At 61.4% G+C, this 13,162-nt stretch carries 13 protein-coding genes; 6 read left to right on the top strand and 7 right to left on the bottom strand.

Features of this window, described 5'->3' with window-relative positions:
* Positions 1 to 323: 323 nt before the first annotated feature.
* On the top strand, positions 324 to 1,316 hold the full coding sequence (locus tag ACP7B3_RS23845) for a hypothetical protein (protein WP_426181265.1): 993 nt from the start codon (positions 324 to 326) through the stop codon (positions 1,314 to 1,316).
* Between the two features lie 317 nt (positions 1,317 to 1,633).
* Positions 1,634 to 2,092: an HIT family protein gene (locus ACP7B3_RS23850; protein ID WP_145164020.1), complete on the top strand. Its 459-nt coding sequence runs from the start codon at positions 1,634 to 1,636 to the stop codon at positions 2,090 to 2,092.
* Between the two features lie 124 nt (positions 2,093 to 2,216).
* On the opposite strand, the gene ACP7B3_RS23855 is transcribed toward ACP7B3_RS23850, so the two are convergent.
* The 7 genes from ACP7B3_RS23855 to ACP7B3_RS23885 form a co-directional block, all read right to left on the bottom strand.
* Positions 2,217 to 2,555 carry a Na+/H+ antiporter subunit G gene (locus ACP7B3_RS23855; RefSeq protein ID WP_426181269.1) on the bottom strand — a complete coding sequence of 113 codons (339 nt, stop codon included), beginning with the start codon at positions 2,553 to 2,555 and terminating at the stop codon, positions 2,217 to 2,219.
* The gene (locus tag ACP7B3_RS23860) at positions 2,552 to 2,830 is read right to left on the bottom strand and encodes a K+/H+ antiporter subunit F (protein ID WP_106578792.1); all 279 of its coding nucleotides are present in this window, start codon (positions 2,828 to 2,830) and stop codon (positions 2,552 to 2,554) included. The genes ACP7B3_RS23855 and ACP7B3_RS23860 overlap by 4 nt, the downstream gene beginning before the upstream one ends.
* On the bottom strand, positions 2,827 to 3,315 hold the full coding sequence (locus ACP7B3_RS23865; protein WP_145164024.1) for a Na+/H+ antiporter subunit E: 489 nt from the start codon (positions 3,313 to 3,315) through the stop codon (positions 2,827 to 2,829). The genes ACP7B3_RS23860 and ACP7B3_RS23865 overlap by 4 nt, the downstream gene beginning before the upstream one ends.
* On the bottom strand, positions 3,312 to 4,994 hold the full coding sequence (locus ACP7B3_RS23870; protein WP_145164026.1) for a monovalent cation/H+ antiporter subunit D: 1,683 nt from the start codon (positions 4,992 to 4,994) through the stop codon (positions 3,312 to 3,314). Before ACP7B3_RS23870 ends, ACP7B3_RS23865 begins: the two co-directional genes overlap by 4 nt.
* A complete protein-coding gene (locus ACP7B3_RS23875) occupies positions 4,991 to 5,335 on the bottom strand; it encodes a Na+/H+ antiporter subunit C (RefSeq protein WP_007986256.1) in 345 nt (114 codons plus the stop codon). Before ACP7B3_RS23875 ends, ACP7B3_RS23870 begins: the two co-directional genes overlap by 4 nt.
* On the bottom strand, positions 5,335 to 8,259 hold the full coding sequence (locus tag ACP7B3_RS23880; protein ID WP_106578789.1) for a monovalent cation/H+ antiporter subunit A: 2,925 nt from the start codon (positions 8,257 to 8,259) through the stop codon (positions 5,335 to 5,337). The genes ACP7B3_RS23875 and ACP7B3_RS23880 overlap by 1 nt, the downstream gene beginning before the upstream one ends.
* Before the next feature lie 209 nt (positions 8,260 to 8,468).
* Positions 8,469 to 9,398, bottom strand: a complete 930-nt coding sequence (locus tag ACP7B3_RS23885) for a DMT family transporter (RefSeq protein ID WP_426181274.1) — start codon at positions 9,396 to 9,398, stop codon at positions 8,469 to 8,471.
* A 92-nt stretch (positions 9,399 to 9,490) separates the two neighbouring features.
* Between ACP7B3_RS23885 and ACP7B3_RS23890 the strand changes: the two genes are divergently transcribed.
* The 4 genes from ACP7B3_RS23890 (at position 9,491) to ACP7B3_RS23905 (ending at position 13,124) form a co-directional block, all read left to right on the top strand.
* Positions 9,491 to 10,054, top strand: a complete 564-nt coding sequence (locus ACP7B3_RS23890; protein ID WP_106578787.1) for a helix-turn-helix domain-containing protein — start codon at positions 9,491 to 9,493, stop codon at positions 10,052 to 10,054.
* 155 nt (positions 10,055 to 10,209) lie between these two features.
* Positions 10,210 to 11,406, top strand: a complete 1,197-nt coding sequence (locus ACP7B3_RS23895; protein WP_426181278.1) for an SfnB family sulfur acquisition oxidoreductase — start codon at positions 10,210 to 10,212, stop codon at positions 11,404 to 11,406.
* 12 nt (positions 11,407 to 11,418) lie between these two features.
* A complete protein-coding gene (locus tag ACP7B3_RS23900; RefSeq protein WP_145164034.1) occupies positions 11,419 to 11,745 on the top strand; it encodes an acyl-CoA dehydrogenase in 327 nt (108 codons plus the stop codon).
* Positions 11,745 to 13,124: an LLM class flavin-dependent oxidoreductase gene (locus ACP7B3_RS23905; protein WP_145164036.1), complete on the top strand. Its 1,380-nt coding sequence runs from the start codon at positions 11,745 to 11,747 to the stop codon at positions 13,122 to 13,124. Before ACP7B3_RS23900 ends, ACP7B3_RS23905 begins: the two co-directional genes overlap by 1 nt.
* The last annotated feature ends 38 nt before the right edge of the window (positions 13,125 to 13,162 follow it).

The raw sequence follows: 13,162 nt of genomic DNA on the forward strand, positions 1-13,162 counted from the left end.
TTTTCTGTGGGAGCTGGCTTGCCTGCGATGCAGACGCCTCGGAGCATCAGCGTCACCCAGGCAATGCTATCGAAGGGCACGCCAGCGCTTCCTCGAATTGTCGTTGAAAGTTCTGCGATGGACAGGGCAGCGAGCCTACATAGGGTATGGAACTGTCCGCATCCGACTTACCACTGAGCGGGTGAGAGCCCTGCGGGCTTTTCACTTAATCGGGAGCGTTGCAGATGTGGAATTCAGGGGCGGCAGGGACGGGAGGTGTGGGCCCCGGGTATGCGCCAAATGGGTTGCGACCCAGGGCGGTTTCCGTTGCGCCTGCGGCCGAAGTGGTTGCGGTCAAACAGCAGCTCAATGAGTTATTTGATGCGACAGGTTCCAAGGCACAAATGGCTCAACGGTTATCTTTCAGTTTGAAGACGCTTCTGGAAAAGGTGGACAGCGGTACGTTCAAGAACGATCTCCACAAGCTGATTCAAACCTTGGATGTCTACATAGCCTCCCAAGCGGCGGTTTTTCAGTCTATACAGCACCTGTTCCCGGATGCGGGGCGAGAGTCTCTGTCCAGCCGGTCGCATGACATTGGCCACCCCCGTGCACATAACGGACCTGGGCTTCGTCATCCGCGGCAGGTAAGTCATAACACTCCCACTCAGAGGATGAGTCTTGATGACCTCTATACCGACAGGAGTAATCCTGGCAGAAGACCTGGCGTGGGTAATGAGCCCGGCAATATCTGGAGTGGTTTCAAGCAGGGGCCAAATAAAAGCAATTGCACGACGGTGGCAGCCATAAAGGTCGCAATGATGAAGTTTGGCCAGAAGCCGACCGATATTTACAAGCAGGTAATCGCAGCGGGTGATGGCTGGAACATACAGATGCGGGATGACCGCTGGTACCACCTGTCCAAAGATGAGCTGGCGCAGGCAACCTATAGATCTGAGTTCAGTGGCGATAATCCGGCGATGGTGGCAGATGCTAATTTTCTGTATGCCGTGAGTGCTAAACGGGCGCAAGTGGAGAATAACGACGGATATGCCGCGCGAGGTTTCGAGAGCGCGTTATACAGCATCAATGACGGTGAGCCCTTTGGTCACAATTACAATGGGTTCGTGCGCCTGGGCCTGAGTGCCCACATCCAAAAAACCACTGTTGAAAACTTGGCGCGTGGGCAACTGGGTCTTGTGACTCATGGCGTTCCGGTTAACGGTCAAATGGTGGGCCATTCGCTTGCAGTGATCAATGGGCGAGAGGAAGTGTGGGGTAGGCAAGGCGGGAGTCCACCGACTGACATCTACGCCAACGCGGTGACCTTGGTTTGACGTGTGATTGGGGCTGTTGATTGGCCCCTTTACCGTCCCAGAGCACCTTGCCAAACCCATTCTGCGACGCATACGTGCCGACATGGCGCAGTTCACGCTCACTACCAATCTGGCTGAACAAGGGAATCCCTTGTCCCAACAGCACCGGGATACGGGTGATGATCAGCTCATCGATCAGGGCGGCCCATCACCGTGGCGTTTCTGATCTCAATTTCGTAAGAGCTTTCGGAAAATTCTCTTTTGTTTTGACGCTCGCCCATTCATGGCTTTAGATGATCGCCACGACCTAACCCATGATGAAACTGGCGGTGATTTGAATGGATTGTATTTTTTGCAGCATTGTCCGAAAGACCTCTCCAGCCCACATTCTGTGGGAGGACGAACACCATATGGCGTTCCTGTCGATCTTCCCCAACACGCCGGGTTTCAGCGTGGTGATCCCCAAGCAACATTACGGCAGTTATGCGTTTGCGCAGTCGGATAAGGTGCTGGCCGACCTTGTTGTCGCCACCAAAAAAACCGCATTGCAGATTGACCGGGCGTTTCCGGATGTGGCGCGCACCGGGATGATGCTGGAAGGGTATGGGGTGGATCACCTGCATGCGAAGCTGTTTCCCATGCATGGCACGGGCTCGGACAGTGCGTTCAAGCCGTTGAGTTCGAAGGTGGACAAGTTCTTCGAGGCGTATGAGGGCTATATCTCGTCCCACGATCATGTACGGGCGGATGATGCTGAGTTGGCAGAGCTGGCGGCCAGAATCCGATCCTTCGCCTAGCGCAAATCAATGTGGGAGCGGACTTGCTCGCGAATGCGCAGTGTCAGTCAATACATGTGTGACTGATGTACCGCATTCGCGAGCAAGCCCGCTCCCACATGTTTTACTGTGTGCGCCTGGTCGATCAGCGGCGGCTGCTGACCTCGGCGGGTACATCGTCCCCGGCCATGCGCTTACGGAACAGTGCAGTGCGAGCCAGCAGCAGCGTGGTCACCGGCACCGTGATCGACAGCAGAATCGGAATCAACCAGCCGTGCAGCACCGGCGCGGACTTGAGCACCGAAAAGTAGATGATCGACGCCAACGCCACACACCACGCACCCAATGTAGAGGCCAGCGCCGGCGGGTGCATGCGCTGGAAAAAGTCCTTCATGCGCAGCAGACCGATCGCGCCGATCAGTGCGAATACGCTGCTCAGCACCAGCAATGCCGCCACGCTGGCTTCAACCCATAACGGCATCATTCGATCACCTCGCCACGCAGCAGGAATTTCGCCAGGGCGAACGACCCGACAAAGCCAAACAGCGCAATCAGCAGCGCTGCTTCAAAGTAGGTGTCACTGGCGTAGCGGATGCCGAGCACCAGCATCATCAGCATCGCCAGAATGTACAGATAGTCCAGTGCCAGAACCCGGTCCTGTGCCGACGGGCCTTTGAACAGGCGCGCCAGTGTCAGCACCATGGCCAGCGAGAACAGGAACAGGCTGATCAGGATCGCGTTGGAGAGCAGGGCGCTCATTCGAAGATCTCCATCAGGGGCCGCTCGTAGGTGGTTTTGAAGTGCTCGATAAAGGGCGCTTCATCCTCAAGGTCGAACACGTGCAACAGCAGAATGCTGCGGTCCAGCGCCAGTTCCGACCAGACCGTGCCGGGTGTGACGCTGGTGATCATCGACAGTACGGCCAGGCCGTTGGCGTCGCGCAGGTCCAGCGGGATTTTGATAAAGCGCGAACGCGGCGCACGCGAGCCGCAGATCAGCACACCCCAGGCCACTTGCAGATTAGAGATGATCACGTCGCGGCCCACCACCAGAAACAGGCGCAGGATCACCCCTGGGCGGCGGATGCGGATCGGCAGCGGGCGCAGCGGCGCCATCAGCAGCGGGGCAAGAAAGCCCAGCAGCGCGCCGAGCAGCAGGTTGCCGGGGCTGACGGACAGGTTCAGCACCAGCCACAACAGCCACAACGCCAGCGATAACCAGGGGGCAGGGAACAGACGCTTCATGGCTGCACCTCCAGGGCGGCGGTCTTGGCTTCAGGGCTCGGCACCGGGCGCGTCGCCAAGACGGCCATCACGTAGTGTTCCGGGTTGTTCAGGCTTTCGGCGGTGGCCTGGGTGTAGCGCATCAACGGCTCGGCCTTGAACGTCAAGAGGATGCTCAGGCCGAGCAGGAAGAAGATCGGCAGGCACTCATAGCGGCGCAGCAGCGGCGAGGGGCGCTCTTCCGGCGTCCAGAAGCGCTGGATGCCCAGGCGGGCGAAGGCGATCAGCGACGCCAGGCCCGACAGGATCAGCAATGTCACCAAGCCCCAGGCGGCGGGGCGTATGGGTTCATCCACCGCATTCCCCAGCCCCAGCGGGTTGACCAGCGCGCTCAACAGGCTGAGCTTGCCGATAAAGCCAGACAGCGGCGGCATGCCGATAATCAGCAATGCGCAGGCAACAAAGCTCAAACCGAGAAAGGCCATGGTCCACGGAATCACCTGGCCGACCACGGCTTTTTGTTCATCGTCGAGGTTCACACCGGGCCGTGGATGCAACGACTCCATGGCCTTGGGCAACGCATCGATTTCCTCGTCCAGCGGCAGGTCATTGGCCGAGCGCGAACGCTCGATCAGTTCGGCCAGCAGGAACAGCGCGCTCAATGCCAGCGTCGAACTGACCAGATAGAACAGCGCTCCGGCCGTCAGGCTTGGCTGAGCAAAGCCCACGGCCGACAGCAGAATCCCGGCCGACACCAGAATGCTCAAGCTGGCCATGCGTTCCAGCCGCTGCGCCGCTACCATCGCCAATGCTGCGCAAATGATGGTCGCCATGCCGCCGTACACCAGCCAGTCGCCGCCAAACAGCGCCGAAGCACCGGCTTGCCCCGAAAACAGCAAGGTCCACAGGCGCAGCACGGTGTACACGCCCACTTTGGTCATGATCGCAAACATCGCCGCCACCGGCGCGCTGGCCGAGGAGTAGGCGGGCGCCAGCCAGAAGTTCAGCGGCCACATGCCGGCTTTGGCCAGGAACGCTGTTGCCAGAATCGCCGCACCGGCATGCAACAGGCCGCGATCGGCCTCTGGCACCAAGGGGATTTTCAGTGCCAGGTCAGCAAAGTTCAGCGTGCCGGTAACGCCGTAGATCATCGCCGCGCCAATCAGGAACAGCGACGAGGCCAGCAGGTTGATCGCGATGTAATGCAGCCCCGACGACACCCGCGCACGGCCCGAGCCGTGCAGCATCAAACCGTAGGACGCCGCCAGCAGCACTTCGAAGAACACGAACAGGTTGAACAGGTCCGCCGTCAGAAAGGCGCCGTACAGGCCCATCATCTGGATCTGGAACAGCGCGTGGAAGCTGGTACCGGCACGGTCCCAACGGGCCATGGCGAACAGCAGCGCGCTCACGCCGATGATCCCGGTGAGCACCAGCATCATCGCCGACAGTTGGTCCACCACCAGCACGATGCCGAACGGTACCTGCCAGTTGCCCGGCAGGTACACGCCGATGGAGCCGGGGCCGCCTTGTTGTGTCCAGTACAGCAGCAGGACGGCGATGCCCAGGCCGATGATGCTGGAAAACAGGTTGATTTTTGCCTTCAGCGGACGGCGTTTTTCGCCGAGCATCAGCATCAGCGCGGCGGTCAGCAACGGCAGCAGGATCGGCGCGACGATCAGTTGATTGATCCACGTCATTCCTTGGGCTCCCGACCGTCTACATGGTCAGTGCCGGTCAGACCGCGTGAGGCCAGCAGCACCACCAGAAACAGCGCGGTCATGGCGAAGCTGATCACGATGGCCGTCAGTACCAGCGCCTGGGGCAGGGGATCGGTGTAGTGCAGAAGGTCTTGCGGCACGCCGTCCTTGATAATCGGCTCCTTGCCGATAAACAGGCTGCCCATGCTGAAAATGAACAGGTTGACCCCGTACGACAGCAGGCACAGGCCCATCACCACCTGGAACGTCCGTGGCCGCAGGATCAGCCAGACGCCGGAGGCCGCCAGGACCCCAATGGCAATTGCGATGACTTCTTCCATCAGGCGGCTCCTTGCGTTGCGGCAACCACTTTTTTGGCCTGGTTGCTCGGTTTGTGGGCCCGCACGGACTGGTGGCCGAGGGCGGTGAGCATCAGCAGCGTGGAACCGACGACCATGGCGTACACGCCGACGTCGAAGAACAGCGCGCTGGCGATATGGATATCGCCGAGCACCGGCACGCTGAAATGCCAGGTGTGGGTGGTGAGGAACGGGTAACCGGCAAACAGCGCGCCGAGCCCGGTCAGGGTTGCCGAAAGCAGGCCAAAACCCATCCAGCGCATTGGCCGCAGGCTCATCTGCGCCTCAACCCACTGCGTACCGGCAACCATGTATTGCAGGATGAACGCTACCGACATCACCAGGCCTGCGACAAAGCCGCCGCCCGGCTGGTTATGACCGCGCATGAACAGGTAGAACGACACCACCAGCGCAATTGGCAGCAGCAGGCGCACCAGCACCGCCGGCACCATCATGAAGCCCAGCGCGGTGTCGCTGGCCTGGCGCGGGTTGACCAGGTCGGTGGCCACGTCCGGCGCCAACTGGCGCTGTTGCGCGGGCAGTTGCATGCTTTCTTTGGACGGACGGAAGCGCCGCAGCAGGGCATACACCGTCAGCGCCACGGCGCCGAGCACGGTGATTTCGCCGAGGGTATCGAAGCCACGGAAGTCGACGAGCATCACGTTCACGACGTTGCTGCCGCCGCCTTCGGGCAGGGCGCGGCTGAGGTAGAACGAGGAGATATCGTTGGGCGTCTGGCGGGTCAGCATCGCGTAGGACAGCAGCGCCATGCCGCCGCCGACCACGGTGGACAGCAGGAAGTCACGCAGGCGGCGAATGCGCGCCTTGCGCAACGAGCTGGGCAATGGCGACACTTCTTCGATCCGCCGTGGCAGCCAGCGCAGGCCCAGCAGGATAAGCACGGTGGTCACCACTTCGACGACCAGCTGCGTCAACGCCAGGTCCGGCGCCGAGAACCACACGAAGGTGATGCAGGTCATCAAGCCGCACACGCTGACCATGGTCAGGGCTGCCAGTCGGTGATACTTGGCTTGCCACGCGGCGCCGAGGGCGCAGGCAATCGCCAGCAGCCACAGGGTCACAAACACAATGGAGCCCGGGATCTTCGGCCGGTCGCCCCAGCTGAGTCCGCTGTTGAGCATCGGGATCAAACCTGCAATCACCGCTGCCATTACCAGCAGGAACAGCTGGGTCTGCAGGCGTTTGGTGCTGATGCGTTTTTCGATCCGGCGCACGCCGCGCATCATCACCACCAGGCTGCGTTCGAACATGCGCTTGCCGTTGAAGTAGCTGATGACCGGCGGGTACTTGAAGCGGCCACGTTTGAGCTGTTTGCGCAGCAGCAGGTAGAGCACCACGCCGCCAGACATCGCCACCAGGCTCATAATCATCGGCGCGTTCCAGCCGTGCCAGATCGCCAGGCTGTACTCGGGCAGCACACCACCGACCACCGGCAGCGCAGCGGCAGCGAGGATCGAGCCGACCACCTGGGCCGGGAAGATGCCCACCAGCAGGCAAGTGAACACCAGCAGTTCCACCGGCGCGCGCATCCAGCGCGGCGGTTCGTGGGGCGTGTGCGGCAAGTCGGTGGCGGGCGGGCCGAAGAACACATCGACGGTAAAGCGCAGCGCATAGGCGACGCTGAAAGTGCCGGCGATGGTTGCAATCATCGGCAGGGCAATTTCCACCCAGGCGGTCGCCGAGATAAATACCGTTTCAGCGAAGAACATCTCTTTGGACAGGAAGCCATTGAGCAACGGCACCCCGGCCATCGACGCACTGGCCACCATCGCCAGGGTCGCGGTAAACGGGATCAGGCGCACCAGACCGCTGAGCTTGCGAATATCTCGGGTGCCGCTTTCGTGGTCGATGATGCCCGCCGCCATGAACAGCGAGGCCTTGAAGGTGGCGTGGTTGAGGATGTGGAACACCGCAGCGACGGCGGCCAGCGGGCTGTTGAGGCCCAGCAGCAGGGTGATCAGCCCGAGGTGGCTGATGGTGGAGTAGGCCAGCAGGCCCTTGAGATCGTTTTGAAACATGGCGCAGTAAGCGCCGAGGAGGAGGGTGATGGCGCCGGCACCGCCGACGATCCAGAACCATTCTTCGCTGCCGGACAGCGACGGCCACAGGCGGGCCAGCAGGAACACGCCGGCTTTCACCATCGTCGCCGAGTGCAGATACGCCGAAACCGGCGTCGGTGCCGCCATCGCGTGGGGCAGCCAGAAGTGGAAGGGGAACTGTGCGCTTTTGCTCAGGGCGCCGATCAGCACCAGGGCGAGCATGACCGGGTACAGCGAGTGCGCGCGAATCTGATCGCCCGCCGCCAGCACCTGGTCCAGGTCATAGCTGCCGACGATATGCCCCAGCAGCATCACGCCGGCCAACAGGCACAGGCCGCCCGCGCCGGTGACCATCAGCGCCATATAGGCGCCGCGCCTGGCATCGGCGCGGTGGTGCCAATAGCCGATCAACAGGAACGAGAACAGGCTGGTCAGTTCCCAGAAGAACACGATCTGGATCAGGTTGCCGGAAATCACCAGCCCGAGCATGGCGCCCATGAAGGCCAGGAAAAACGCGAAGAAACGCGGCACCGGGTCGTCCGGCGACATGTAGTAGCGCGCATACAGCGACACCAGCGAGCCGATGCCCAGCACCAGCATCGAGAACAGCCAGGCGAACCCATCCATGCGCAGCACGAAGTTCAACCCAAGGCTGGGCAACCACATGAATTCTTCGCGGATCACGCCACCGTGGGCGATCTGAGGGTAGAGCAGGGCGACTTGAATGGTGCCGACCAGGGCCACGAGGCCAGCCAACAGGGATTCGGTGTTACGTGCATTGTGCGGCAGCAAGGCCGCCAGACAGCTGCCAATAAAAGGCAGAAGCAGTAGAACTATCAGGGACATAGGCTTCTAATCTGCGGGAGTTTGGGATGCATCATACGTGCCGCTTTGTCGATCACCAAACGCCAAGATGTGGCAGGATCCTACAAGGTAGGCTGAAACCCCCCGTTTGGCATTGTTTCAGCTGGCGCCATTGCAGCCGTCACCACGGCTTCCTGTGGGAGCTGGCTTGCCCGCGATGGCGATCTGACAGCCATTACAGCAGTCAGACCTTACCCCTGCTGTTCCTGTTCCCTTTCATCCTGCAGTTCGATGGCCTTCTGCCCTTTAGTCTTCAGCTCACTCACAATCACTGCCGCCACAATCAATGCCGCCCCCACCATCGCGATCGGCGGGAAGCGCTCACCGGCTATCCGCCCGATCACGCCGGCCCACACCGGTTCACCGGCGTAGATCAAGGTGGCGCGTGTCGGCGAGACACTCTGCTGCGCCCAGTTCATCGCGACCTGAATCACCGCGCTGGTCAAGCCCAGGCCTACCGCGCTGAATACCAGCAACCACGAGAAACCTGGCAAGGGTTCCCCCATCGGCACCACCATCAGAAACGACAATAACGACGCCGTGGCCAGTTGCACCACGGTCACCCGGCGTACATCCACCTGCCCGGCAAACGCGCTGATCAGAATGATTTCGGCGGCCACCGCCACGGCACAGATCAGCGTGGCGATTTCGCCGGGGCTGAAGTTCAGCGACGCGCCGGCCGGGCCGGTGAGCAACATCAAGCCGGTAAACGCCAGCATGATGCCGATGGCTGGCATCAGCCCCGGGCGGCGACCCAGCACCAGCCATTGCAGCAGCGGCACGAACGGCACATACAGCGCCGTGATGAACGCCGACTGACTGCTCGGAATAGTCTGCAGCCCGATGGTCTGCATGCCGTAGCCGAACATGATCGAGGTGCCGATGAAGGCGCCGGCTTTCAACTCAAACAAGGTCAGGCCGCGCAGGGTGCGCAACGAAAAGAACCCAACCACGATGGCCGCTGCGGCAAACCGCAGACCCACGAAAAACATCGGTCCGCTGACCGTCATCGCGTGTTGCACCAACAAAAAGGTGCCGCCCCAGATCATGGTGATCACCACGAGAATGCATTCGGCTTTGCTGAAACGGTTGAAGCGTGAGGAAGGGTTCGGGGCAGTCATGGCGGCTCGGTCTTGCAAGGGAAAGGCACGGACCGCACAATGCGCCGCACGCTGGGCAGTATACTGCGCACACCTACCTATTGAGCAATATAGTGCACAAAGAAAATCCACATCGGGCGTCGGTCCTGCAACACGTCAGTCAGAACGTCCGTCGTTTGCGGCATGCTGCCGACATGAGCCAGACCGCGCTATCGGAAAAGTCCGGCGTCAGCCGGCGCATGCTGGTGGCCATCGAGGCGGGCGAGAAGAATGTCAGCCTGTCCACCCTGGACCGCGTCGCCGAAGCCCTGGACGTGGCTTTCAGCGACCTGATCCAGGCGCCGGATGCCGGCGATCACAGCCGCATCAACGAGTTGGCGTGGGCCGGCGACATTCCCGGCAGTAAAGCCGTATTGCTGGCCAAGGCCACTGCCCGGCGCGAAGTGGAATTGTGGGAGATGCGCCTGGAACCGGGCGACCGTTACAGCCCGGAACCTGACCCGGAAGGCTGGAGCGTGCAGCTGTTTGTGTTCGAAGGCCGCCTGACCCTGATCCTCGATGACGAAGAAAAACACGTGGCCACCGGTGAGTTCTTCATGTTCGCCAGCCGCCAGGCCCACGGCTATCGCAATGACGGAGAGGTGGCGGTGCGCTTTGTGCGCAACGTGGTGATCTAACTGTCTGCCAGGCAACAGTGGATGGACACTTTGCTCGCCTGCACACGCAGGCGTTTGAAGATTTTAGTCGCAACATCCTGATTTTATTGGCGATTAGATTCAGGCACGACTCCTGCAATCACCCAGGTTATCTCACCGGAGCCTGGAGTCGGCCCATGTCAGCCCACCCTCAACAACCTGCCCATATCATTCGCTCGGACGCCGAGGCCATCGAGGTCGCCACGCGCCTGGCCGCACGCTTTGCCGTCGACGCCAGTGCACGCGACCGCGAGCGGCGCTTGCCGGTGGCCGAACTTGACGAGTTTTCTGCCAGCGGTTTGTGGGGCATCACCATTCCTAAAGCCTATGGCGGCGCCGAGGTGTCCTATGTGACGGTGGCCGAGGTGATCAAGTTGATCTCCGCCGCCGACCCATCGCTGGGGCAAATCCCGCAGAACCATTTGGGCGTGGTGGACATCCTGCTGCAAACCGCCACAGAGGAACAAAAGCGCCACTACTTCGGCAAGGTCCTGGCGGGTTATCGGTTCGGCAATGCCTTCTCCGAAGCCAAGAGCAAAAACGCCGGCACGTTTGATACCCAGATCCGTTTTGAGCACGACACCGCGCAAATCAACGGCGAGAAGTTCTACTGCACCGGCGCGCTGTTCGCGCATATCGTGCCCACCGTCGGCAACAATGAAAACGGCCAGGCCTTTATTGCGTTCGTTGAACGCGATGCGCCGGGGCTCACGGTGGTTGATAGCTGGGACGGCTTTGGCCAACGCACCACCGCCAGCGGCGGGGTGACACTCGACGGCGTGAGCGTGCCGCGCACCGCAGTGATCCCGGCTCACCTGGCCTTCGACCGACCCACCGCCAACGGCCCGATCTCGCAGATCATCCAGGCCGCCGTCGACACCGGCATCGCCCTTGGCGCGCTCGAACACGCCAAAATCCACGCCCGCCAGGCACGCCCCTGGATTGACAGCCAACAAGAGCATGGTTGGCAAGACCCATTCACCATCGCCGCCATTGGCGACCTGCAATGGCGCGTGCACGGCACCGAAGCCATTCTTGCCAAAGCCGGCAAGGCGGTCGACCTGGCCCTGGCCGAGCCGAACGAAGACACCGTGGCCCACGCCTCGCTGGTCGTTGCCCAGGCCAAAGTGCTGTCGGCCGAAACCGCCTTGCTCGCCAGCAGCAAACTATTCGAACTCGCCGGCACTCGCTCGGTGACCGCCAAGCACAACCTCGACCGCTTCTGGCGCAATGCGCGCACCCACACCCTGCACGACCCGGCCCGCTGGAAATACCACCTGATCGGCAACTTCGTGCTCAACGGCGTGAAGCCCGCCCGCCACGCCTGGAACTGAGGAGCCTGACCCATGACCGCACTGAATCACGCGCGCCAACTGCTGGAAAGCACCCGCCGCACGGTTGAGCGAAGCGATGACCCCTACGTGATCAGCCGCTTCGGCGATTGGCAGATCCGCGTCGATGTGGCCGCTGCCTTGCTTGAGCGCGCCGCCACCGACCCAAGCCCGGTGGCCCTCACCGAAGCGCAGATCGCCGCCGCCGAAGCGCTGATTTTCGCCAGCAATGCCGAGTTCGAACTCACCGGCCAGCGCACCGCGCTGCCGCCCAGCCTTGATGATCCGTTGCGCAGCAAATACCAGATCGTTGGCAACTACCACCTCAACGGAGCGCTTTGATGTCCCGTGAAATTCGCTTGAATGCCTTCGACATGAACTGCGTCGGCCACCAATCGCCCGGGCTGTGGGCGCACCCGCGTGACCGTTCGTGGCAGTACAAAGACCTGGAGTACTGGACCGACCTGGCCAAAATCCTCGAACGCGGCAAATTCGACGGGTTGTTTATCGCCGACGTGCTGGGTATTTACGACGTGTACAACGGCAACGGTGACGCGGCGATTCGCCAGGCGGCGCAGGTGCCCGTCAATGACCCGCTGTCGTTGATCGCGCCGATGGCACTGGTCACCGAACACCTGGGTTTCGGCCTGACCGCCTCGTTGTCGTTCGAGCACCCGTACCCGTTTGCCCGCAGGCTTTCCACCCTCGATCACCTGACCAAGGGTCGCGTCGGTTGGAACATCGTCACCTCGTACCTGGAAAGCGGCGCCAAGAACCTCGGCCAGAAAGCCCAGACCGAACACGACGCACGCTATGACTACGCCGAGGAATACCTGGAGGTTTGCTACAAACTCTGGGAAGGCAGCTGGGAAGAGGGCGCGGTATTGCGTGATCGCGAGCGCCGAATTTTCAGCGACCCGAGCAAAATCCACGAAATCCGTCACGTTGGCAAACACTTCCAGGTGCCCGGTATTCATCTGTGCGAGCCGTCGCCGCAGCGCACGCCGGTGCTGTACCAGGCTGGTGCGTCCAGCCGTGGCAAGCAGTTCGCCGCCGAGCAGGCCGAGTGCGTGTTTGTCGCGGCGCCGTCCAAGGTGTTGCTGAAAAAGACCGTGGCCGATATCCGCCGCCGTGCCGCAGAAGCCGGGCGCGACCCGAAGAAAATCCTGATTTTCAACTTGCAGACGGTGATCGTCGGCGAGACCGACGCCAGAGCCAAGGCCAAGTTTGACGAGTACAAATCCTACGTCAGCTACGAAGGCGCGATGGCACTGATCTCTGGCTGGACCGGTATCGACTTCAGCCAGTTCAAACCCGATGAACCGCTCAAGCACGTGCACACCAACGCCATTCAGTCGGCGGTGGAGGCCTTCTCCACGGCGGACCCGAACAAAGTCTGGACGCCCAACGAACTGGCCGACTGGGTTGGCATTGGCGGCTTTGGCCCATTGTTTGTCGGTGGCCCTGAAACCGTGGCCGACCTGCTGCAGGAATGGGTCGAGGAGACTGACGTGGACGGTTTCAATCTGGCCTATGCGCTGACCCACGAAACCTTTATCGACGCCGTGGACCTGTTGGTGCCGGAGCTGCAAAAGCGCGGCGTGTACAAGACCGAATACGCCCAGGGCACCTTGCGCGAGAAGTTGTTCGGCGATGGCGCACGGCTGGCGCCGAATCATCCGGGTGCCGGTTACAGAGATCTCAAGGCCAGCGCTCTATAACTGAACAAACCCAATCCATGTGGGAGCTGGCTTGCCTG

Origin of the sequence: Pseudomonas sp. TWRC1-2, assembly GCF_049896685.1 — a bacterium.
Taxonomy (GTDB): domain Bacteria; phylum Pseudomonadota; class Gammaproteobacteria; order Pseudomonadales; family Pseudomonadaceae; genus Aquipseudomonas.

Coding starts and splice junctions, on each gene's coding strand:
- ACP7B3_RS23850 (WP_145164020.1), top strand. CDS start 1,634: ATGGATTGTATTTTTTGCAGCATTGTCCGAAAGACCTCTCCAGCCCAC.
- ACP7B3_RS23855 (WP_426181269.1), bottom strand. CDS start 2,555: ATGATGCCGTTATGGGTTGAAGCCAGCGTGGCGGCATTGCTGGTGCTG.
- ACP7B3_RS23860 (WP_106578792.1), bottom strand. CDS start 2,830: ATGAGCGCCCTGCTCTCCAACGCGATCCTGATCAGCCTGTTCCTGTTC.
- ACP7B3_RS23865 (WP_145164024.1), bottom strand. CDS start 3,315: ATGAAGCGTCTGTTCCCTGCCCCCTGGTTATCGCTGGCGTTGTGGCTG.
- ACP7B3_RS23870 (WP_145164026.1), bottom strand. CDS start 4,994: ATGACGTGGATCAATCAACTGATCGTCGCGCCGATCCTGCTGCCGTTG.
- ACP7B3_RS23875 (WP_007986256.1), bottom strand. CDS start 5,335: ATGGAAGAAGTCATCGCAATTGCCATTGGGGTCCTGGCGGCCTCCGGC.
- ACP7B3_RS23880 (WP_106578789.1), bottom strand. CDS start 8,259: ATGTCCCTGATAGTTCTACTGCTTCTGCCTTTTATTGGCAGCTGTCTG.
- ACP7B3_RS23885 (WP_426181274.1), bottom strand. CDS start 9,398: ATGACTGCCCCGAACCCTTCCTCACGCTTCAACCGTTTCAGCAAAGCC.
- ACP7B3_RS23895 (WP_426181278.1), top strand. CDS start 10,210: ATGTCAGCCCACCCTCAACAACCTGCCCATATCATTCGCTCGGACGCC.
- ACP7B3_RS23900 (WP_145164034.1), top strand. CDS start 11,419: ATGACCGCACTGAATCACGCGCGCCAACTGCTGGAAAGCACCCGCCGC.
- ACP7B3_RS23905 (WP_145164036.1), top strand. CDS start 11,745: ATGTCCCGTGAAATTCGCTTGAATGCCTTCGACATGAACTGCGTCGGC.